This is a genomic window from Pantoea sp. X-Soil-ISGK-275 (assembly GCF_059730795.1).
Window position 1 is genome coordinate 3,348,562 of record NZ_AP035976.1, and the last position, 22,145, is coordinate 3,370,706.

The 22,145-nt window shown below is 58.0% G+C and carries 17 protein-coding genes; 3 read left to right on the forward strand and 14 right to left on the reverse strand.

The genetic code is table 11. The features are described from left to right. Positions 1–56: 56 nt before the first annotated feature. The 8 genes from AC6I8A_RS15610 to rppH all read right to left on the reverse strand — a co-directional run bounded on the left by AC6I8A_RS15610 (position 57) and on the right by rppH (position 6,501). Positions 57–398, reverse strand: a complete 342-nt coding sequence (locus AC6I8A_RS15610; protein WP_256697257.1) for a prepilin-type N-terminal cleavage/methylation domain-containing protein — start codon at positions 396–398, stop codon at positions 57–59. Next, positions 331–753 (reverse strand): DUF2509 family protein, encoded by a 423-nt coding sequence (locus tag AC6I8A_RS15615; RefSeq protein ID WP_256697258.1) that lies wholly within the window; start codon positions 751–753, stop codon positions 331–333. The genes AC6I8A_RS15610 and AC6I8A_RS15615 overlap by 68 nt, the downstream gene beginning before the upstream one ends. Then, positions 750–1,289, reverse strand: coding sequence for a prepilin peptidase-dependent protein (locus tag AC6I8A_RS15620; protein ID WP_265299335.1), 540 nt, complete (start codon positions 1,287–1,289; stop codon positions 750–752). Before AC6I8A_RS15620 ends, AC6I8A_RS15615 begins: the two co-directional genes overlap by 4 nt. Continuing rightward, complete coding sequence (locus tag AC6I8A_RS15625) at positions 1,280–1,750, reverse strand: prepilin peptidase-dependent protein (RefSeq protein WP_497818746.1); 471 nt, start codon at positions 1,748–1,750, stop codon at positions 1,280–1,282. The genes AC6I8A_RS15620 and AC6I8A_RS15625 overlap by 10 nt, the downstream gene beginning before the upstream one ends. 178 nt (positions 1,751–1,928) lie before the next feature. After that, positions 1,929–2,723, reverse strand: a complete 795-nt coding sequence (gene thyA, locus AC6I8A_RS15630; RefSeq protein ID WP_256697263.1) for a thymidylate synthase — start codon at positions 2,721–2,723, stop codon at positions 1,929–1,931. Then, complete coding sequence (gene lgt / locus AC6I8A_RS15635) at positions 2,720–3,601, reverse strand: prolipoprotein diacylglyceryl transferase (protein WP_008109262.1); 882 nt, start codon at positions 3,599–3,601, stop codon at positions 2,720–2,722. The genes thyA and lgt overlap by 4 nt, the downstream gene beginning before the upstream one ends. A gap of 113 nt (positions 3,602–3,714) precedes the next feature. Next, the gene (ptsP, locus tag AC6I8A_RS15640) at positions 3,715–5,961 is read right to left on the reverse strand and encodes a phosphoenolpyruvate--protein phosphotransferase (RefSeq protein WP_256697265.1); all 2,247 of its coding nucleotides are present in this window, start codon (positions 5,959–5,961) and stop codon (positions 3,715–3,717) included. Positions 5,962–5,973: 12 nt separating this feature from the next. Next, the gene (rppH, locus tag AC6I8A_RS15645) at positions 5,974–6,501 is read right to left on the reverse strand and encodes an RNA pyrophosphohydrolase (protein ID WP_007890933.1); all 528 of its coding nucleotides are present in this window, start codon (positions 6,499–6,501) and stop codon (positions 5,974–5,976) included. Between the two features lie 682 nt (positions 6,502–7,183). Here rppH and mutH point away from each other — a divergent pair. The 3 genes from mutH (at position 7,184) to AC6I8A_RS15660 (ending at position 9,378) form a co-directional block, all read left to right on the forward strand. Continuing rightward, the gene (mutH, locus tag AC6I8A_RS15650) at positions 7,184–7,870 is read left to right on the forward strand and encodes a DNA mismatch repair endonuclease MutH (RefSeq protein ID WP_479489241.1); all 687 of its coding nucleotides are present in this window, start codon (positions 7,184–7,186) and stop codon (positions 7,868–7,870) included. A gap of 104 nt (positions 7,871–7,974) precedes the next feature. Continuing rightward, positions 7,975–8,193, forward strand: a complete 219-nt coding sequence (locus AC6I8A_RS15655) for a YgdI/YgdR family lipoprotein (RefSeq protein WP_007890930.1) — start codon at positions 7,975–7,977, stop codon at positions 8,191–8,193. A 144-nt stretch (positions 8,194–8,337) separates the two neighbouring features. After that, complete coding sequence (locus AC6I8A_RS15660; protein WP_265299333.1) at positions 8,338–9,378, forward strand: NADP(H)-dependent aldo-keto reductase; 1,041 nt, start codon at positions 8,338–8,340, stop codon at positions 9,376–9,378. A 59-nt stretch (positions 9,379–9,437) separates the two neighbouring features. Here AC6I8A_RS15660 and lplT read toward each other — a convergent pair whose 3' ends face one another. The 6 genes from lplT to AC6I8A_RS15690 form a co-directional block, all read right to left on the reverse strand. Further along, positions 9,438–10,628, reverse strand: coding sequence for a lysophospholipid transporter LplT (gene lplT, locus AC6I8A_RS15665; protein WP_436333380.1), 1,191 nt, complete (start codon positions 10,626–10,628; stop codon positions 9,438–9,440). Beyond that, positions 10,625–12,775, reverse strand: coding sequence for a bifunctional acyl-ACP--phospholipid O-acyltransferase/long-chain-fatty-acid--ACP ligase (gene aas, locus AC6I8A_RS15670; RefSeq protein ID WP_497818747.1), 2,151 nt, complete (start codon positions 12,773–12,775; stop codon positions 10,625–10,627). The genes lplT and aas overlap by 4 nt, the downstream gene beginning before the upstream one ends. A gap of 463 nt (positions 12,776–13,238) precedes the next feature. Next, a complete protein-coding gene (locus AC6I8A_RS15675; protein WP_497818748.1) occupies positions 13,239–14,642 on the reverse strand; it encodes an efflux transporter outer membrane subunit in 1,404 nt (467 codons plus the stop codon). After that, complete coding sequence (locus AC6I8A_RS15680; protein WP_497818749.1) at positions 14,643–17,747, reverse strand: efflux RND transporter permease subunit; 3,105 nt, start codon at positions 17,745–17,747, stop codon at positions 14,643–14,645. It abuts the gene before it with no gap. Next, positions 17,744–20,887 carry an MdtB/MuxB family multidrug efflux RND transporter permease subunit gene (locus AC6I8A_RS15685; protein ID WP_497818750.1) on the reverse strand — a complete coding sequence of 1,048 codons (3,144 nt, stop codon included), beginning with the start codon at positions 20,885–20,887 and terminating at the stop codon, positions 17,744–17,746. Before AC6I8A_RS15685 ends, AC6I8A_RS15680 begins: the two co-directional genes overlap by 4 nt. Then, positions 20,884–22,128, reverse strand: coding sequence for an MdtA/MuxA family multidrug efflux RND transporter periplasmic adaptor subunit (locus AC6I8A_RS15690; RefSeq protein WP_497818751.1), 1,245 nt, complete (start codon positions 22,126–22,128; stop codon positions 20,884–20,886). The genes AC6I8A_RS15685 and AC6I8A_RS15690 overlap by 4 nt, the downstream gene beginning before the upstream one ends. Positions 22,129–22,145: the final 17 nt, after the last annotated feature.

Sequence of the window (22,145 nt, forward strand, 5' to 3'; positions counted from 1 at the left end):
ACAAGACAACAACGCAGCCGAGCCACTCTACCGTTTATCACCTGCGATGCCTACCGCTAGTGGCAATTGAGCTGCGCCAGTGAGGCGGAACGCTGCTGTGGACCCGTAACCGTCACGCGCTCCAGCGTACAGCCGCCCGCCAGGCTCTGCTGCTGGCGCTGATTCTGCCATCCCTCAACCTCACGTCCAAGCAACGCCTGACCGGCAACACGCCACGCCTGTCGCTGCTGCCACTGCTGGCTAAAACCCAGCGCCAGCGCGCGATGATATTGCAGCAAGGTGCTGATGGTCATCGCCAACATCAGCATCGCCACCAGTGTTTCTGCGAGGCTAAAGCCCTGCTGCTTCTGGCTGGCACAGCGCCGGCTGCGACAGCGGACAGTAATCGATCCAGCCATGCGCTTGCCGCTGTGGTTGCGTGTTGGGGATTGATACCCAACGATAGAGCCACAGCGCGCGCCCTTCTCCATGTCCCGATAACAACGCATTGTCATCCTCCATCCGTAGCAGGCAGCTTTGCCACTGCTCTGCTGTCCATTGCTGACATTGCCAGCCGGTGGCCTGCGGCCAGTTTTGCACGCTGCCCCACTCTAACGCCGCCTGCGCCTGCCAGAAATCCTGGCCGTGCAGTTGCTCGTCAGCCACTAATACCATGCTTTGCGAAAGCTGCGTTCGCGTGGCGTGTAGCGTCAATCCGCCCATCAGTAACATCATCAGCACCATGCCCAGCGTGCTATTGCCGCGCTGCTTCACAGATTGATTCCTTCAATCCAGTTTTCCAGTTCTACGCTTTGGCTGTCAGCGTGTCCCGCCAGTTGCAGCACCAGACGCGTTCCCTGCCGCTCAAGCTTGAAGGTATCGATGGTGAGAAACGCCGGATCGGAGAGTTTCTCCCAACCGCTGCTGTTGCACTCATCCACGCCACGCTGCATTTCAAGCTGTCCGCTGCGCAGCCGATAGCCGTAATAGTCACTTTCGCTGTGGCCCACACCTTCCCAGCGCCCGTTGCTATTCTCATCCCAGCGCAGTAAAACGCAACTGCCGCTGGCGGCAATCGTTAGCGCCGAACCGCTGCACTGGCCGTGACAATAGCCAGCTCGGCGCAGCGCTTTTTGCAGCGTATTGACGATCTGCTGCAGCTCCTGCTGTAACTGCACGCGCTGTTGCAGGCGCAGATTCTGCTCCAGCAGCAGCGGTAAAAATCGCCCGACGCTGATCATCAGTACCGCGCCTATCGCCATGGCAATCAGCATCTCCAGCAGGCTGAATCCACGTTGCGCTATTCGCATCCTTTTTCTCCCGGCTGGCAGGCGCGGATGCGCGCTCTGGCGGAGATGATTAAGCGCCAGCGCCCCGCCGCACTGGCGAGATCGATGCTGCCAGGACGCGCAACATCACGCCGTCCGTAAAAACCGACGTCGCCGGTGATGGCGACAAGGCGCACGCTGTCGTGCGGCGGTTTAAATAACCAGCGCGAGGGCAATGCGCAGCCTTCTGCCGGTTTGGCTCCCGCGCCAAGACAACCGTTTTCACCGCTTTGTAGCCACAGCGTGAGATCGCGATTGTGCCAGTTAGCATGGGCGCGCAGGCGCAGCAGAAATCCCTGCAGTTGCAGTACGCTGTCGCGCAGCTGTTGATATTGCTGCCATCGCTGCCAACCTTGCAGCGCGCCAGCGCTAAGTATGCCGGCGATCACCATCACCAATAGCAGTTCGGGCAAAGTGAAGCCGTGGTTATCGTTTCTGTTCATGGCGGGTAATGTGCCCAGCAGCATGAGGCTGAACAAGCGAGGGAAATCAGTGTTGGGAAACGTTGCGCAGGGAATCGGGTGAGGTGTGCAGTGGGATACAGCGTTTTGTGAGGCGGATTCAGGATTCAGGTGCGGGTGAGTAGAGGTCGCCATGAATGGCGACCCTACGAGAGTGGTGTTAAATTGCGACGGGCGCTTTAATCGCGGGATGCGGATCGTAGCCTTCAATCTCGAAATCATCGAACTGATAATCAAAGATAGAGGCCGGTTTACGCTTGATCACCAGCTTCGGCAACGGACGCGGTTCGCGCGTTAACTGCAGGCGTGCTTGCTCTAAATGGTTGCTGTACAGATGGGTATCGCCACCGGTCCAGACAAAATCGCCCACTTCGAGATCGCACTGCTGCGCCACCATATGCACCAGCAGCGCGTAGCTGGCGATGTTGAATGGCAGACCAAGGAAGATATCGCACGAACGCTGATAGAGCTGGCAAGAGAGCTTGCCGTTCGCCACGTAGAACTGGAAGAAGGCGTGGCAAGGTGCCAGCGCCATTTGATCCAGCTCGCCCACGTTCCACGCCGAGACGATGATGCGGCGCGAATCCGGGTCACGCTTCAACTGCTCAATCACTTTACTGATTTGATCAATCTCTTCGCCCGACGCGCTGCCCCAGCTGCGCCACTGCTTGCCATACACCGGACCAAGATCGCCATTATCATCTGCCCATTCGTCCCAGATGGTGACCTTGTTCTCTTTCAGGTAACCGATGTTGGTCTCACCTTTCAGGAACCACAGCAGCTCATGAATGATCGAGCGCAGGTGCACTTTCTTGGTGGTAACCAGCGGAAAACCGTCCTGCAAATTGAAACGCATCTGGTGGCCAAAGATCGAGAGCGTGCCGGTGCCGGTACGGTCGGCCTTTTCAGCGCCTTCATTCAGCACATGTTGCATTAGGTCCAGATACTGTTTCATTTTACCTCACGAGTTTGTTGCTGCGGGCGACGACGATACGCCCAGATCATCATAATCACACCGGCCAGAATCATTGGGATCGACAAAATCTGTCCCATGCTGACGCCGCCTTCAAACAGGCCAAGCTGCGCATCCGGCTGACGGAAGAACTCCACGATAATGCGGAATGCGCCGTAGCCAATCAGGAACAGGCCCGAGACGCTGCCCATTGGGCGCGGCTTGCGGATAAACAGGTTGAGAATGATGAACAGCACGATACCTTCGAGGCACAGCTCATACAGCTGTGACGCATGACGCGGTAGTACGCCGTAGGTGTTCAGCAACTCCTGGTACTGCGGATTGTTGGCCGCCAGCGCGATATCTTCGCTGCGTGAACCCGGGAACAACATCGCGTATTTGAAATCGGGCGCCACGCGGCCCCACAGTTCGCCATTGATGAAGTTACCGAGACGACCGGCACCCAAACCAAACGGGATCAGCGGTGCAATGAAATCCGCCACCTGGAAGAAAGTACGCTTGGTGCGGCGTGCGAAGATCAGCATCACCACAATCACACCAATCAGGCCGCCGTGGAACGACATGCCGCCATCCCAGACCTTAAACAGATACAGCGGATTTTCCAGGAACAGCGGCAGGTTGTAGAACAACACATAGCCGATACGTCCACCGAGGAATACGCCGAGGAAGCCCGCATACAGCAGGTTTTCCACTTCCTCTTTTTTCCAGCCGCTGCCAGGTTTGTTGGCGCGTCGCGTCGCCAGCCACATGGCAAATACAAAGCCCACCAGATACATCAAGCCGTACCAGTGAAGCGAAACCGGTCCGATAGAGAAAATTACCGGATCGAATTGGGGAAACGAAATGTAGCCGTCAGTCATCTTTCACCACTGTTTTTTTCTGCCCTGAAACGGGTCTGGCTAAGGGTTCACATAATAAAAGGCCGCGCATAATAGCACAGCCACGTTTAACACAGGTCGCGAAGATGTAACCGTTAACGCCCGCCGCGAATTAAACCGCCTAAACCACGGCGCTCCATAAAGGTAGAGACCAGATGGCGCACTTCCGAGGCGGTATGCGCAGCCAGCCCATGCTCGCTAAGCTTCTGCGCCTCTTCAAAGTCGAGATGACGCAGCAGATATTTCACACGCGGTACATTCTTGCCGTTCATGCTGAGATGGTGATATCCCATGCCCACTAACAGCGCGACACACATGGGATCGCCAGCCATTTCACCACACAAGCAGAGCTCCAGTTTGGCCTGGCGGGCTTCGCTGGCGATGGTGTGCAGCGCCCGCAGCATCGCCGGATGCAGCGAATCATACAGGTTCGCCACGCGCGTGTTGTTACGATCGACCGCCAGCAAATATTGCGTCAAATCGTTGGTACCGACGGAGACAAAATCCACGCGATCCGCCAGATGCGGGATCATAAACAGCATCGACGGCACTTCAATCATGATGCCAATGCGCGGCTTAGGAATCACATAGCCGAGCATCTCTTCCACTTCGCGGCCAGCGCGATCGATCAGGCGACGCGCATCATCGATCTCATCGATATGGCTGATCATCGGCAGCAAAATGCTTAAGTTGCCAGACGCCACGTTGGCACGCAGCATGGCGCGCACCTGTACCAGGAAGATTTCAGGCTGATCGAGCGTTAAGCGAATGCCACGCCAGCCAAGGCACGGATTCTCCTCGCTGATTGGCATATACGGCAGCTGTTTATCCGCGCCGACATCCAGCGTACGCAGCGTCACCGGCTTGTCGTAGAACAGCTGCAGCATGCCCTGATACTGCGCCACCTGCTCCTCTTCGGACGGGAAGCCGTTGTGCAGCATGAACGGAATTTCGGTGCGGTACAGACCGATGCCATCTACCCAGTTATCCAGTGCCTGCTCGTGTTCCGCGCTGAGACCGGCATTCAGCATCACCTGAATGCGCTCACCGCTTTTCAGCTCGCCGGGCTGCTCGACCACGCCTTCGGCCATTTTGCTCAGCGCGTTCTCTTCGCTGATCAAACGCTGATACTCCTGCACCAGCACCGGTTCCGGATCGATCAGCACTTCGCCGCGATAGCCATCAACAATCAGCAAGCGTTTGTTGAGCTGCGCCGGCAGGATATCCGCGCCCATTACGGTGGGGATGCCCATCGCGCGCGTCAAAATCGCCGCATGCGAGTTGGCCGCGCCGTCGCGCACCACCACGCCCGCCAGACGCTCCTGCGGCAATTCCGCCAGCGTGGTGGCGGTGAGTTCATCGGCGACTAACACGAAGCGTTCCGGCCAGGCATTGGTGCCGACCAGTGAATCATCGAGGTGGAACAGCAGACGTTGACCGAGCACGCGCAGATCGCCGGCGCGCTCGCGTAAATATTGATCCTGCAAGTTGGCGAACTGCTCGGCGAACTTCTCGATCACCGTTTTCACTGCCCACTCGGCTACCGATCCGCGCTCGATCTCATCAAACAGATCTTTTTTCAAGCGCGCATCGGTAAGCAGGTGCGAATAGAGATCGAAGATCGCCGCGCTCTCTTTCTGCACGCTGGCAGCAAAGCGTTTACTGAAGCGGCGGAATTCGTTGCCGGCTTCGCCCATCGCCAGCACCAGACGCTCGCGTTCACGCTGCACGTCGAGCGTGGAGGCAGCAGAAACCTGGTCGAGCAGCGGTTGAGTTTCATCCACCCAACCGGGCGCAACCGCCACGCCAGGCGCCGCAGCAATGGCTTTTACCCGCGTCTGACGGAATTGGCCGAACAGTTGACCGAGCTGCGACTGCGACAGCAAGCCCGCCATTTGCGTGGCGAGCGTGACGAGGAAAGACTCTTCGCTTTCATCAAACTGACGGTGTTCGCGCTGCTGGATAACCAGCACGCCAAGCAGCTGGCGACGGCTGATGATCGGGACGCCGAGGAAGGAGCGATAGCGCTCCTCTTTAACAGAAGGAATGTATTTGAAGCTGGGATGGCTTTGCGCGTCGGCGAGGTTGATCGGCTCAGCTAAGCGTCCAACAAGGCCAACAATGCCTTCATCAAACGCCAGCGTGACCGTACGACCACGCGGCTTTTTTAGCCCGCGTGTCGCCATCAGGTAATAGCAACGACGATCGTGATCGGCGAGATAAACCGAGCAAACCTCGGTTTCCATCGCAAGGCAAATTTCGTTTACCAGAATGTCGAGTGCTTCATTCAGACGTGGAGCACTCGCCACTTTCTCTACAATTTCGCGTAACTGAGTGAGCATAAAGGGCGTGGCCTATCCTCTTTTACGTCGTTGGGCGGCGTTATTCCGCTGCCCCGCACTCTCCTGCATAGACATCACTACGCCCGCGAATTCTTTCATTACGCGGCGATAAACATCGCGCTTGAAAGAGACCACCTGACGTACCGGATACCAGAAGCTAACCCAGCGCCAACCATCAAACTCCGGCGTGCTGCTGTGCTGCACATTGATTTCCGCGTCACTACACATCAACTGCAGAAGAAACCACTTTTGTTTCTGGCCGATACACACCGGCTTTGTGTCCCAACGCACCAAACGTTTTGGCAACTTGTAGCGTAACCAGTTTCGGGTTGAAGCAAGTATTCGAACATCTTTGCGGTGTAAACCCACTTCTTCGAACAGTTCGCGATACATCGCCTGTTCAGCAGTTTCACCCGGATTGATGCCTCCCTGAGGAAATTGCCAGGAGTGCTGTCCAAAGCGCCTGGCCCACAACACTTGTCCTTGCCTGTTACAGATTACGATACCAACATTCGGGCGGTAGCCATCATCATCGATCACTGGACTACCTCAAAGCTAAATTTGAATAGCCTGATTGTTTCACACTCCTTACAGGCGGTAAACCACTGGATAGCGGGCCGCAGGCGGAATAAAAACAGGATAACTCACAGAGATTAGCCAAGTTATAAACAGATGCCCCCATTTATCGGCGATCTTATTCACGTTTTCTGTGGATAGCTTTGTGCAGAACACGGGAATGAGTTGAATAACCACTTCGGATAAATCTCATCACCCAGCATGATAACGACGATAAATACGATATATTTCATCTACATAAAACTTATTAACCGTTAAATTACGATCAGGATCAACGGTTATCCTCCGCTCGGTTTTTTCGATCGGTTAAAGATCCATCACCGACGTTTTTATCCACAGAGAATGCCCTAAACCTGGTCAAAGAAAGGAAAAAAAGCGTTCAAAACACGAAAGTCAAGGCTGTAAATGGAAACAGGGGTAGGAGCAAAGGGCTGTTACCCCACTTTTCTGTGGATAACTAGGTTCAACACCTGTTCATTGTCGATAACAAGCTGGGATAACCTGGCCATATCATCGGATGTCCTCATTCCATTGGAATAAAAAAGCATGCTGAATCATGCTATTATCACAGTTATTTTACTAACTGCCATGTGGACAAACCCGGCCCGCGTTTACTGTTCACTCTTCAACCAATATGGGTTTTAGCATGCACTCCTCACCGTCATTACCATCGCCACCTGAAAACGAAGCGGAGTTACTGCAACGCGCACAACAGCTGGCGGGACAGACCTTTGCCGCGCTGGCGGCGCAGATTAACCTGCCGATCCCGGCGGATTTGAAACGCGACAAAGGCTGGGTTGGCATGCTGTTAGAGCTGCATTTGGGCGCCAGCGCCGGCAGCAAAGCCGAGCAGGATTTCGCCCATCTCGGCATTGAGCTGAAAACCATTCCGGTGGATGCCCAGGGCAAACCGCTGGAAACCACCTTCGTGTGCGTCGCGCCATTAACTGGCAATAGCGGCGTGACCTGGCAAACCAGCCATGTGCGACACAAACTGGCGCGAGTGTTGTGGATCCCGATCGAAGGCGATCGTACCTTGCCTTTGGCCGAGCGCCGTGTCGGTTCGCCGCTGCTGTGGCATCCGAGTGAAGAAGAGGAGCAACAGCTGCGCGAAGACTGGGAAGAGTTGATGGATATGATTGTGCTCGGCCAGGTGGAGCGCATCACCGCACGTCACGGTGCCTGGCTGCAAATCCGTCCTAAAGCCGCCAATAGCAAAGCGTTGACCGAAGCTATCGGCGAACACGGTGAGCCAATCATGACGCTGCCGCGCGGCTTTTATCTGAAGAAAAGCTTCACCGGTCCGCTTTTGGCGCGACATTTTTTACTGTAAATGCATATTGCTGCCGATAATTTTAGGAATGATGCGATTACTCCTAACGACGAAAGCATTTATTACTACACTTTTGCTGTTGAAGTCGCGAGAAGGAGATAAGAATGAAAGGGTTGGTGAGTGCAGTAGGTTTAGCGTTGGTTGCCGTGTTACTGAGCGGTTGTAGCAGTGATTACGTCATGGCGACCAAAGATGGCCGCATGATCATGACAGATGGCAAACCTGCCATCGATAAAGAGACCGGATTGGTACAGTACACCGATGAGAAAGGCCATCAGATGCAGATCAATGGTGATGAGGTTTCAACCATCATTGAGCGTTAAGTGCCAAATTGCCCTGCCTGCACGCGTTTTCCCTTTGTGCAGGCGATTTCCCGAACTTTCCCCTCTTCCTTCCGCGCCGCTTCACACGCTATAGTCCCCAAGGACACAACATTCCCTTTCATAATGAAAAAAGGATGCCGGCACATGCACTATCACCGTATTCCCCATAGCACGCTGGAAGTGAGTCAGCTGGGGCTTGGAACCATGACGTTTGGTGAGCAGAACAGCGAAGCCGACGCCCACGCACAGCTTGATTACGCGGTTAGCAGTGGTATTAACCTGATTGATACCGCGGAAATGTATCCGGTGCCGCCGCGCCCGGAAACCCAGGGATTAACCGAACAATACATTGGTAGCTGGCTGAAGAAGCGCGGCAGCCGTGACAAAATCATCCTCGCCAGCAAAGTGGCCGGTCCGGTACGCGGCGCGGATGCGTCGATTCGCCCGAACCAGGCGCTGGATCGCAAAAACATCCGCGAAGCGCTGGATGCCAGCCTGAAACGCCTGAACACCGATTATCTCGATCTCTATCAGCTGCACTGGCCGCAGCGTCAGACCAACTATTTCGGCAAGCTGGGTTATCAATACACCGATTCCAGCGTGCCGGTGACGCTGCTGGAAACGCTGGAAGCGCTGACCGAACAGGTGCGCGCCGGTAAGATTCGCTACATTGGCGTGTCGAACGAAACCGCGTGGGGCGTGATGCGTTACCTGCAGCTGGCTGAAAAACATGAGCTGCCGCGTATCGTCACCATCCAGAACCCGTACAGCCTGCTGAACCGCAGCTTCGAGGTCGGTTTAGCGGAGATCAGCCAGCATGAAGGCGTCGAACTGCTGGCGTATTCCAGCCTGGCGTTTGGTACCTTGAGCGGTAAATACCTGAACGGTGCAAAACCCGCCGGTGCGCGCAATACGCTGTTTAGCCGCTTCACCCGTTACAGCGGCGATCAGTCCAATCAGGCGATTGCTGCCTATGTTGCGCTGGCGCAGAAGCACAATATGGATCCGTCGCAGATGGCGCTGGCCTATGTGCGTCAACAGCCGTTTGTCGCCAGCACCTTGCTGGGCGCCACCACGCTGGAGCAGCTGAAGATTAACGTAGAGAGTTTCAATCTGACGCTGAATGCCGAGGTGTTAGAGGAACTGGAAGCGATTCATCGCCAGTTTACCTATCCGGCCCCGTAAAACCGTAGGGTCGCCATTCATGGCGACCTTTTCAATTACCGCACAATCCACCGCCCAATCTACCGCCGCCCTTTCCACCACAACACCGCAATCGCCACGGCGAAAATCGCGCCGAATCCGACGCCGGTTGCCACCGCAGGCGCGCCCAACTTAATCGCCACGGTATACAATCCCAGCATCAGCAGCATCGCGGTATTTTCACCGAGATTCTGCACCGCAATCGCGTTGCCCGAACCCACGGATACCTTGCCACGCTCCTGCAGCAGCGCATTGAGCGGCACCACGAAGAAACCACCCAGCGCACCAATCAGCATCAGCACCAGATAGGCATTGAGCAAGCTGGTTTGCAACGCGAACACCACCACCATCACGCCAATCAGTACACCGGCGGGCATGCAGCGACGCACGGTTTGCAGCGTCACCAGCTTCGCCGCTGCTGCCGCGCCCATCACGATGCCAATCGCCACCATCGCATTCAGCGTGGTCGGGGTTTTGTTGTCGCTGATGCCAAGCGCCACCGGTACCCACAGCACCAGCAGGAAACGCAGCGTCACGCCCGCGCCCCAAAACAAACTGGTACCGAGCAGCGAGAAACGCGTTTCGCCGTTACGCCACAGCAGCTTCGTGGCCGTGACGAAACTGCGCAGCATGGCAGCAAAATGCCAGCTCTGGCCCGGACGCGCCGCCGTCAGGCGCGGAATAAAGATGTTCGCCACCACCGCCATCGCGTAGGTCATGGCACACACCACCAGCGCGGCAACCAGGTTCCAGTCTGCCAGCATCCCGCCCGCCACCGAACCCAGCAGAATCGCTGCAATGGTCGAACCTTCCATCAAGCCGTTGGCTTTGACCAGACGTTCACCGCTGGTGATTTCGGTCAGAATGCCGTACTTGGCCGGCGAATAGGATGCCGCGCCAATCCCCACCAGCGTGTAGCCAAGGAACGGATTGAAGCCGAAGCAGATGGTCAGCGCGCCCAGCAGCTTGAGGCTGTTGGCGAACATCATCACCCGACCTTTGGCGAAGCTATCCGCCATCTGCCCAACGAACGGCGCGAGCAGAATGTAAGTGGCGACAAACAGCATTTGCAGGATGGGCTGGCTCCAGTCCGGATAGAACTGGTTTTTCAGCACCGCCAGCGTTACGAACAACAGCGCGTTGTCGCCAAATGCTGAGAAGAACTGCGCCACAATCACCGCCAGCATGTTGCGTGACATTAGCGGTGCATCGTTATTTAACGCCTGGCTCATGCCTGCTCCTGTTCCGCCAGCTGCTTGAGGCTGACATAGTCCGGTTTGCCGCTGCCCAGCATCGGCAGCTGTTTCATCACGCGAATATCGCGCGGCACCGCCAGTTCTGGTGCGCCAATTTCACGCGCCGCTTTCAGCAAGGTATCGCGCCCCAGTTCGCTGTCGGTAGTAAACAGCACCAAAGCTTCACCCCGATTACCGTCCGGACGCAGCGATGCCGCATGCTGTTTCTCGTTGGAGGCTTTCAGCGCAATCTGCTCCACAATTTCCAGCGACACCATCTCACCGGCAATTTTGGCAAAGCGTTTCGCACGCCCCTGAATCTGGCAGAAACCGCCTTCATCAAAGCTGACGATATCGCCGGTATCGTACCAGCCCGCTTCCATCTCGCCTTCGCCGTTATCGGCAACCGGTACTTCCAGCACGCCCGGATTCTCCATGCGCAGATAACCGTTCATCACGTTCGGACCGCGCAGCTGCAGGCGACCGCCCTGCTCAATGCCCGGCACCGAAATCAGACGCGAATCCATGCCCGGCAGAATGCGGCCGACAGTGTGATTTTTCGCCGCCATCGGCACGTTGATCGCCACCACCGGCGCACACTCCGTCACGCCGTAGCCTTCGAGAATACGGATGCCGTATTTCTCCATGTAGATCTGACGTGTCGCTTCCTGCAGTTTCTCCGCGCCTGCCACCACATAGCGCAGACGCGCAAAATCGTAAGGGCTGGCGAAACGCGCGTAGTTACCGAGGAAGGTTGAAGTACCAAACAGCACGGTGCAGTTACGGTCATAAACCAGCTCCGGCACGATGCGGTAATGCAGCGGACTCGGATAGAGAAACACCTGCGCGCCGGTCAGCAACGGGGTAAACAGGCCAACGGTTAAACCAAAAGCATGGAACAGCGGCAGCGCCGACATAAAGCGGTCGCGCGGGGTGAAATCCGCCACGGTACGAATCTGCTCAACGTTCGCCAGCAGACTTTTATGCGAGTGCACCACACCTTTGGGATGGCCTTCCGAACCGGAGGTAAACAGCACCATCGCCGCATCTTCCGGCTGCTGCGCCACCAGCGCACGGCGCGGCATCAGCAGATGCGCCACAATCCACAACTTGTCCTGCAGCGTAACGGTATCTTTCAGATCTTCCAGATAGATCCACTGCACTTCGGTCAGTCCCTGCGGCAAGTGCCACAGGTTGCCTTTTTCGAGGAACTGCCGCGAGGTAAAGACAGTTTTCACCTGCGATGCGGTCAACGCCGCACGCATGCCATTCACACCTGCGGTGTAGTTGAGCATCGCCGGAATGCGGCCGCGCAGCGAAGCACCGAGAATCGCCGCCGCCGTCACCGTGGCGTTCGGCAGCAGCAGACCGACGTATTCACCTTGCTGGCTGTAGCGCTCCAGAATGCGGCCCACGCCCAGCGCTTTCTTCAGCAAACCGGTGTAGCTATCCGGTTTGAAGTTGACGTCTTCGATACACGGCTTCATCGCGCCATAACGCTGACGCGCATTGAGGAAAGCCTCGAACAGCGTTTCACGCGGACGCACCGCCATGCGGGCTTCCATCATCACATGGTGCAAGTGCTCGCCCGCCAGCGTGCGGCGATCGCGCGCGCGCTTAGCCTCAGGCATCGGGATTACCGTTGGCGGCAGCACCGTTAAGGTGATGCGTGGGAACAGGCGGCGTTTAAACACGCCCGCCAGACGACCAAACGGTGTATATTCCGCGCCTTCGATACGCATCGGCACCACGGTGGCACCGGATTTCGCCGCCACAAAGCCCGCGCCGCTGTAGATCTTCATCAGCGATCCGGTCACGGTGATGCGTCCTTCCGGGAAGATCACCACCGGACGGCCCTGATTGATCATGCGCACCAGATGTTTGATCGACATCGGCTTGGTGGGATCGAGCGGAACGAAGTCGATGATCGGCTTCAGCAGACGCATAAACCATTGATCGCTGATCGACGAATAGACCGCGAACACCGGTTTGATCGGCAGAAACAGCGCCACCAATACGCCATCGAGAAATGACATATGGTTGGGGGTGATCAGCACTTTCTCTTTATGCAGTGCCGCGAGGTCGCCGCGCAGTTCCACACGCCACAGCAGGCGGAACAGGAAACGGAAAAAAGTCAGTAGCATGCCAGCTCCTTAGCAGTCGTAAAAAATGGCTCTTACGATGCAGGATCTGGGGATTTTCGACAAGTGGCGCGGTGATTTAAACGCAATTGCGGTTGTAGAGCCGCCATTCATGGCGTTAAGCACAGAGCGACTTTCGTTCGCCTCGTGCTGATGCAGTTGCAGCACCTTCGTGCGGCGACCGAGCAGAGGACGCCTGGCCGCGCCCTCTGCACTCCCGGGCCTTGCGCCAGCCCAACCCGCCGCTTCGCGGTGCCTTCACTTATTCACGATTCCTGACGGACCGGTGGCGATTCGCTCCTGCTCAACGCCACCTCTCACCGCATCCATGCGGCTCGCCCTGGAATCCCTCATTCGCTCAGCGGTTTGGATGTCGCCTCAACACCCGCGCTGCAGCATCAATGTATTATTTTGACTCACAGTCGCTGCAAATCCCGTAGGGTCCGCCATTCATGGCGACCTGGTTTCACCGCGCATCCACCTGCCAGCCGCCGCCCAGCGCCGCGATCAGACCAACGCTGCTCACACATTGCGTGCTCTGCAGCGACAACAAACTCTGCTGTGCACTCAGGCTGCTGTTTTCGGTGGTGGCGACGTCGAGATAGTCGATCATCCCGGCATCATACTGATTGCGCGTCACGCGTGCCGATTCCTGCGCTGCGTCGGTGGCCGCCTGCTGCGAGGCGATTTCGCCCTGCAAGGTGTTCAGCTGCACCAGATAATCTTCTACTTCCCCCATGCCCGTCAGCACCGACTGGCGATAACTGGCGACGCTGGCATCATAGGCGGCGCGCGCCTGTTCGACTTTCGCTGAGGTGGCGCCGAAATCTAACAGCGTACCGCTCAGCTCCGGCCCCAAAGACCAGACGCGATTGGGCAGCGAGAACAAACTGTTGATCGCCGATGAACTCACGCCGCCGCTGGCGCTCAGCGTCAGGTCAGGATAGTAACCGGCAATCGCCACGCCAACCGCCGCATTTGCCGCCGCCACGTTGCGCTCGGCATAGGCGATATCGGGACGGCGCTGCAACAGCTGCGACGGTACGCTGTTCGGTATCGCGGGCATTGCCGCCTCCAGCTTCGCTACCGGCAAGGAGAAATCCGCCGGTGCGCGGCCCAGCAGCAGCGCAATCGCGTGCTCCATCTGTGCACGCTGCCACTGATAATCCTGCGCTGAGGCGCGGGCGCTCTCCAGCTGCATCTGCGCCTGCGCTAAGGTGGCGCGCGATTCGCTGCCCGCCGCGTATTTATTTTGAATCACGGTTAAATAGCGCTGATAAGCATCGATACTGCGCTGAAAGAGCGCGATTTTCTCGTCGATGATGCGCAGTTGGAAATAGTCCTGCGCCAGTTCGGACTGCGCGCTCAAGGTGATATTTGCCAGCTCGGCTTTGCTGGCTTCGGCGCTGGCGTTGTTCTCCTCCAGCGTGCGCCGCAGTTTGCCCCACAAATCCAGCTCCCAGCTGGCGCTGAGTTCGGCGGCATGGCTGTTGCTAACGCTGCGTTGTCCGGTAGCGCTGGCGCGGCTGCCGCTGCGCGTGCTACTGGCATCGTAGCCCACCGACGGCAACAACGCCGCGCGTGATTGCCCGGCCAGCGCCTGCGCTTCGCGGTACTGCGCGGCATAAGTGGCGACGTTCTGATTGGAGATGCTCACCTGCTTCAGCAGGCTATCCAGCGTGGCATCGTGATACACCTGCCACCAATCCCCTTTGCTGGTTGCATCCTGCGGCGTCGCCTGCGTCCAGCCTTTGGCTTCTTTGAAATGGGTCGGCATCGCCATCGTCGGGCGCTGATAATTGGGGCCAACCGCGCAGCCCGCCAGCAGCATCACGGTGAGCAACGGCGTTATTTTCAGGGACATTTTCATCTATCGGGATTCCACATGACGCAACCGCAGCCACTGACGTTGCGTGGCGCGGCTCAAACGATCAAGCCAGAGATAAACCACCGGCGTAGTAAACAGCGTCAGCAGCTGGCTCAGCGCCAAACCACCGGCAATCGCCAGCCCGAGCGGGCTACGTAAGTCGGCATCGCCGCCGCTGCCCAACGCCAGCGGCAGCGCGCCGAAGAACGCCGCCAGCGTGGTCATCATGATCGGCCGGAAACGCATCAAACAAGCTTGGGTAATCGCCTGCTGCGGCGTCATGCCTTGACTGCGCTCGGCGTGAATCGCAAAGTCGATCATCATGATGGCGTTCTTTTTCACGATACCGATCAGCAGGATGATGCCGATCAGCGCGATCACCGTCAGCTGCGTGTTGGTGAGCAGCAACAGCAGCAGCGCGCCCACGCCCGCCGACGGCAGCGTCGAAAGAATAGTGATCGGATGGATGTAACTCTCATACAGCACGCCGAGCACGATATACACCGCCGCCAGCGCCGCGATAATCAGCCACGGCATGGTGGCGGTAAGCTGGGCGAACGCGGCGGCGGTGCCGGCAAAACCGGCCTGAAGGGTGGAGGGTAAACCGAGCTGCGCCATCGCCTGCTTAATCAGCGCCTGCGCCTGCTCCAGCGACACGCCATCATTCAGGTTGAAGGCGATGGTGCTGGTGGCGGATTGGCCCTGATGCGCCACCGACAGCGGTGCGTTGCCGCCGGTGAAGCTGGCGAACGCCGCGAGCGGCACGCGATCGCCGCTGTCGTTAATCACGTACAGCTGCTGGAGAATCGCCGGATCGCGCGTGTAGCTATCCTGCAGCGACATCACCACATGATACTGATTAAGCGTGTGATAGAGCGTGGCGACCTGACGCTGGCTGAAGGCGTTATTCAGCATTGTGTCGAGCATCTGCACGTTCACGCCAAACCGTTTGGCGCGGTCGCGATCGATGTTGATCACCACTTCCTGACCGCCGGTTTGCGCATCAGAATCGACGCTATTCAATTGCGGGATCGCCGCCAGCGCAGCCTGCACTTTTGGCGTCCATGTGCGCAGCAGATCGAGATCGTCGGCCTGCAAACTGTATTGATAGGTAGCATTGGCGCTGCGCCCGCCGATATGCAGATCCTGCGCCGCCATCAGGAACATCTGCGCACCAGCGATATCGCGGGTTTTCATACTCAGGCGATTGGCCACTTCGGTAGCTGTAGCATCGCGCTTGTCAAAATCTTTGAGCCGCACAAAGAAGTTGGCGCTGTTACGCGAACCGAACATGCCGCTGCCCATCGACGACATCACGCTCTCCACCGCCGGATCGGACTGGATGATTTTGGTGAACTGCAGCATTTTCGGCTTCATCGCCTGGAAGGAGATGTTCTGGTCAGCGCGCAGCGCGCCCATCAGCAAGCCGGTATCCTGATTGGGGAAAAAGCCTTTCTGCACCACGGAAAACAGGAACAGATTGAGCAACACGGTCAGCACCAGACTGAACATCGTCAGCTTTTGGTGCGCCATCACCCAAGCCAACCCGCGCGAGTAAGCCGCCAGCAACGCGTTAAGTTGGTTTTCGATAAACTGATACAGCGGATGCGGGCGTTGAGTGACTTTGGGCTTTGGCTTTAACAGGCGCGCGCACAGCATCGGCGTCAGGCTCAGCGAGACAAACATCGAGATCAGTAGCGATACCGTCAGCGTGACGGCAAATTCGCGGAACAAGCGTCCGACGATGCTGCCCATCAGCAGAATCGGGATAAACACCGCAATCAGCGACATAGTCATCGACAGCACGGTAAAACTCACTTCCTGCGCGCCACGCAGCGCCGCGCGCAGCGGACTGAGCCCTTCTTCAATATGGCGCGTGATGTTTTCCAGCACCACAATCGCGTCATCGACGACAAAACCGGTGGCGATAATCAGCGCCATCAGCGACAGGTTATCGAGGCTGTAACCCAGCAGATACATCACCGCGCAGGTGCCAATCAGCGAGACCGGCAGCGCCAGCGCCGGGATAATCACCGCCTGCACGTTGCGCAGAAACACAAACACCACGCCGATCACCAGCAGCATCGCCACCAGCAGCGTCTCTTCGGTGTCGTACAGCGAGGCGCGCACCGTCGGCGAGCGATCCACCACCACTTTGAGTTGCGTATCGGCGGGCAGATCTTTTTCCAGCGCCGGTAGCTGTGCTTTGATGGCATCAATGGTGTCGAGCATATTGGCACCGGCCTGGCGCTTGATGCCCACCATCACCGACGGCATAGCGTTGAGGAAACCGGCCTGATACTGATCTTCCACCGAATCATAAACGGTCGCCACATCATGCAGCCGCACCGCTTTGCCCGCTTTATAGGTGACGATCAGATCCTGATACTGCGCGGCTTTATCCAGCTGGCCGTTGCTGTCCACCACCCACGACTGGCTGCTGCCCTGCAAAATGCCTTTCGGCTTATTGGTGGTGCTGTTGGCGATGGCGCTGCGCACCGTATCCAGCGAAATGCCGTACTGCGTCAGCTTCATCGGCTGCAGATCGATACGCACCGCCGGTAAGGCGCTGCCCATCAGCGACACTTCCCCCACGCCTTTCACCTGGCCCATCGCCTGCTCGATTTTGCTTTCAGCCAGATCGTAGAGTTCGCCCGGCGTGCGCGTGGCGGAAGTCAGCGCCAGCATCACAATCGGCGCATCGGATGGATTGGCTTTGCGATAGGTCGGCAGCGACTCCATCGCGCTCGGCAGCAAACTGCGCGCGGCGTTGATCGCCGCCTGCACGTCACGCGCCGCGCCGTTGATGTCGCGATCGAGATCAAACTGCAAAATCACGCTGGTCGATCCCTGCGAACTGCTTGAGGTCATCTCGGTGACACCGGCGATTTGCCCCAGCGAACGCTCCAGCGGCGTGGCGACGGTGGCCGCCATGGTTTCCGGGCTGGCACCGGCCAGGCTGGCGCTTACCATAATGGTGGGGAAATCCACCTGCGGCAGCGGCGCCACCGGCAGCAGCCGATAGCCCAACGCGCCCAGCAGCAGGATCGCCAGCGTCAGCAATAACGTGGCAACCGGGCGGAAGATAAACAGCCGGGTGAGGTTCATCGCTCGCCTCGCGCCTGCTGCTGCTTGCGCTGCATGTAGCGCTTGCCGCGCTGCGCGATGCCATCAAACCACAGGTAAATTACCGGCGTGGAGAACAGCGTTAGCACCTGGCTGACAATCAAACCGCCGACAATCACCAAACCCAGCGGCTGGCGCAGCTCAGCACCGGAACCGGACGCCAGCATCAGCGGCAGCGCACCCAGCAGCGCCGCCATGGTGGTCATCAGAATCGGGCGGAAGCGCAGTAAACAAGCCTGATGAATCGCGTCGCGCGCGCTCATGTGCTGCTTGTTTTCCGCCTCCAGCGCGAAGTCGATCATCATGATCGCGTTCTTCTTGACGATACCGATCAGCAGAATCACGCCAATCAGCGCAATCAGGCTGAACTCGCTGCCCGCCAGCAGCAGCGTCAACAGCGCGCCGACCGCCGCCGACGGCAGCGTCGAGAGAATGGTCACCGGATGAATAAAGCTCTCGTACAGAATGCCGAGCACCACGTACATAGTGATTAATGCCGCCAGAATCAGCCACAACGTATTGCCGGTGGCGCTCTGGAACGCCGAGGTTTCGCCCTGATAACGCAAGGTGATGCTCGATGGCAGATTGAGCTGCTGCGTCACCTCGGCGATCGCCTTCTGCCCATCCTCCAGCGAATAGCCGCTGTTGAGATTGAACGACACCATCACCGCCGGGAACTGATTAAGGCGCATGTGCATTAGCGAACCGGTGCGCTGGTGAATGGTGGCGATGGAAGTAAGCTTCACCATGCCGGTGGTGGTTGTGGTGTCATCAGTTGAAGATGTGGTACTGCTGGTCACCGGCAAATAGACATCATCAAACGAAGCTGGCGATTGCTGATACTGAGGCGCCACTTCCAGCACCACGCGATACTGATTGGCCTGGGTAAAGATGGTCGAGACCAGACGCTGACCGAAGCTGTTATACAGCGCGGTATCGACGTCGGCGGCGGTAATGCCGTAGCGCGCCGCTTTATCGCGGTTGAGTTCGACGTAGGCGACGCGCCCTTGATCCTGCAGGTTGCTCACTACGCCGTTAAACTCCGGACGCTGCTGCAAGGCGGCGACCATCTTCGGCGTCCAGCTCACCAGGTTTTCGCTGTCGGCATCATCCAGCGTGAATTGATACTGGCTCGGCGACACCTGATCGTTGACGGTTAAATCCTGCGCCGGTTGCAGATAGAGCTGAATGCCCACCACCTGCTGCGCCGCCTGTTGCAGCTGTTTGATCACCACGTCGGCTTTGTCATCGCGATCGCCAAATGGCTTGAGGTTGATCTGGATGCGCCCGCTATTCAGGCTGGTGTTGCTGCCATCAATGCCGATGGTTGAGGACAAACTCTCCACCGACGGATTTTGCAGAATCACCTTCGCCAGCGCCTGCTGCCGCTTCGACATCTCGCTAAACGACACATCCTGCGACGCCACGGTGACGCCCTGAATCAGCCCGGTATCCTGGGTCGGGAAGAAGCCTTTTGGGATGGCGATATACAGCAGCGCGGTGAGCGCAAAGGTCGCCAGCGCCACCAGCAGCGTCAGCTTCTGATGGTTCAGCACCACCGTCAGCATGCGGTCGTAGCCGCGAACCAGCTTGTCGAACAGTTCGCCGCCTTTACGCGAGAAGCGCGACTGTTTTTCTGGCGGAATGTGCTGCAACAGATAGGCGCACAGCATCGGCGTCAGCGTTAGTGACACCCCCATCGACACCAGAATCGACACCGCCAGCGTGATGGCAAATTCGCGGAACAGCCGCCCAACCACATCGCCCATAAACAGCAGCGGGATCAGCACCGCAATCAGCGAAAAGGTCAGCGAGATAATGGTAAAGCCAATCTGCTGCGAGCCTTTCAGCGCCGCCTGCATCGGCGTTTCGCCCTCTTCCAGCCGCCGTGAAATGTTCTCCACCACCACAATCGCGTCATCAATAACGAAGCCGGTGGCGATAGTCAGCGCCATCAGCGACAGGTTATTCAGGCTGAAGTCGGCCAGATACATCACGCCGAAGGTGCCAATCAGCGACAGCGGCACCGCCACGCTGGGAATCAAGGTCGCCGCCACGTTGCGCAGGAACAGGAAGGTCACCATTACCACCAGCGCCACCGACAACATCAGCTCAAACTGCACGTCGCTGATCGAGGCGCGAATGGTTTGCGTACGATCCGACAGGATGCTCATCTTCACGCCGTCCGGCAGCGCCGCCTGCAATTTCGGCAGCTGCGCTTTGATGCTGTCCACCACCTGAATCACGTTGGCACCGGGCTGGCGCTGCACGCTGATCACAATCGCCGGGCTGTTGTTAGCCCACGCCGACTGGTAACTGTTTTCTGGCCCCTGCTCGATATGCGCGATATCTTTCAGCCGCAGCGCCGCGCCGTTTTGATAAGTGATGATCAGATTGCCGTACTCATCGGCGGTGCGCAGCTGATCGTTGGCGTCGATGGTGACCGAGTGATATTTGCCGTCGAAGCCGCCTTTCGAGCCGTTCACGTTGCTGTTGCTGATCAGCGTGTTGACGTCTTCCAGCGACAGCTTGTGCGCTGCCAGCGCTTTCGGGTCCATCTGCACGCGAATCGCCGGTTGATGGCCGCCCGCCAGCGTCACCATGCCGACGCCGTTAATCTGCGACAGCTTGAGCGCCACGCGCGTGTTCACCAGATCCTGCACCTGGGTCAGCGGCAGCGTGTCGGAACTCACCGCCAGCGTAATCACCGCCGTATCAGCCGGATTGACCTTTTTGTAGGTTGGCGGATTGGGCAGATCGCTCGGCAGCAAATTATTGGCAGCGTTGATCGCCGCCTGCACTTCCTGCTCGGCGACATCCAGCGACAGATCGAGGCTGAACTTCAGCGTGACGATCGACGATCCGCTTGAACTGGTCGACGTCATCTGGCTCAAACCGGCCATTTGACCGAGCTGGCGCTCCAGCGGCGAGGTGACGGACGACGCCATCACATCCGGGCTGGCACCGGGATAGAGCGTGGTGACCTGGATGGTCGGGTAATCCACCTGCGGCAGCGCCGAAGTAGAAAGAAAGCGATAGGAGAAGATCCCGGCGATCAGCACGCCGACCATCAGCAAAATGGTGGCGACCGGACGCTGGATAAACAGGCGAGACGGATTCATTTGGCCTCGACGGTCGCGGTGGTTTTGCGCTCATCCGCCAGCTGCACTTTGCTGCCGTTGGTCAGGCGATCGATGCCTTCGGTCACCAGACGATCGCCCGGCGCCACGCCTTTGAGGATCGCCTGCTGATCTTCACCAAACGTTGGTCCGGTGGTGACCGCTTTGCGCGTCACGGTGTTGTCTTTATTGATGACAAACACGAAGCTGCCGTCGCTGCTCAGCTGCAGCGCCTGCGCCGGGATCACCGTGGCGTTTTTCAGGATGTTGGTTTGCAGTCGCAAATTAACGAACTGATTGGCAAACAGCGACTCGTCTTCATTCGGGAAGGTGGCTTTCAGCTCAATGGTGCCGGTGGCGGTATCGATCTGGTTGCTGATGAACTTCACCTCGCCCTGCGCCAGCGCGCTGCTGTTGTCCTGATCGTAGGCGGTGGCGGGCAGGCTTTGTCCGCCGTGCAGCGCTTTGGTCAACTGCGGAATGTTGCCCTGCGGCACGCTAAAGGTCACGGCGGCGGGCTGCATCTGCGTCACCACCACGATGCCGGTGGTATCGGTGGTTTGCACCATGTTGCCGGGATCGACCAGACGCAAACCGACGCGTCCGGTGATCGGCGAGATGATGCGCGCGTAATCGATATCCAGTTTAGCGCTGGCGATCTGCGCTTCATCGGCGGCGACCGCGCCTTTGTATTGGCCGACGGTGGCAGTTTGCGTATCGAGATCCTGGCGCGACAGCGAGTCCTGCGCCGCCAGTTTCTGATAGCGCACCAGCGTTAACTGCGCGCTTTTCAGCAACGCCTGATTCTGATTGAGATCGCCCTGATACTGCGCCAGCGTGGCTTGATAGCTGCGCGGATCGATTTGCGCCAGCAGCTGTCCGGTGCTGACTTTCTGTCCTTCGGTGAAGAACACCTTTTCCAGCTGACCGGCGACGCGGCTGGTGACGGTGACGCTGGCATTGGGGATCACCGTGCCAAGCGCGTTGAGATATTGCGGTACATCGGCAGTCGTGGCGACGCCGCTGTGCACCAGCGTTGCGCCGCCCATCATCATCGCCATGCCCGGCGGGCCGCCCGCGCCACCGCGATGACCGCCGCGTCCGCCCTTCTCGCCGCCCGGCGGCATCCCGCCATGTCCGCCGACCACGCGCCAGATCACGCCCGCCACAATCAACAGCACAACCAACAGGAGCAGCCATTTCAGCCAGCGAGAGAACGTGGAGCGGGAAGCGTTAGGAGTCATCAGGATCTTCAAGTCAG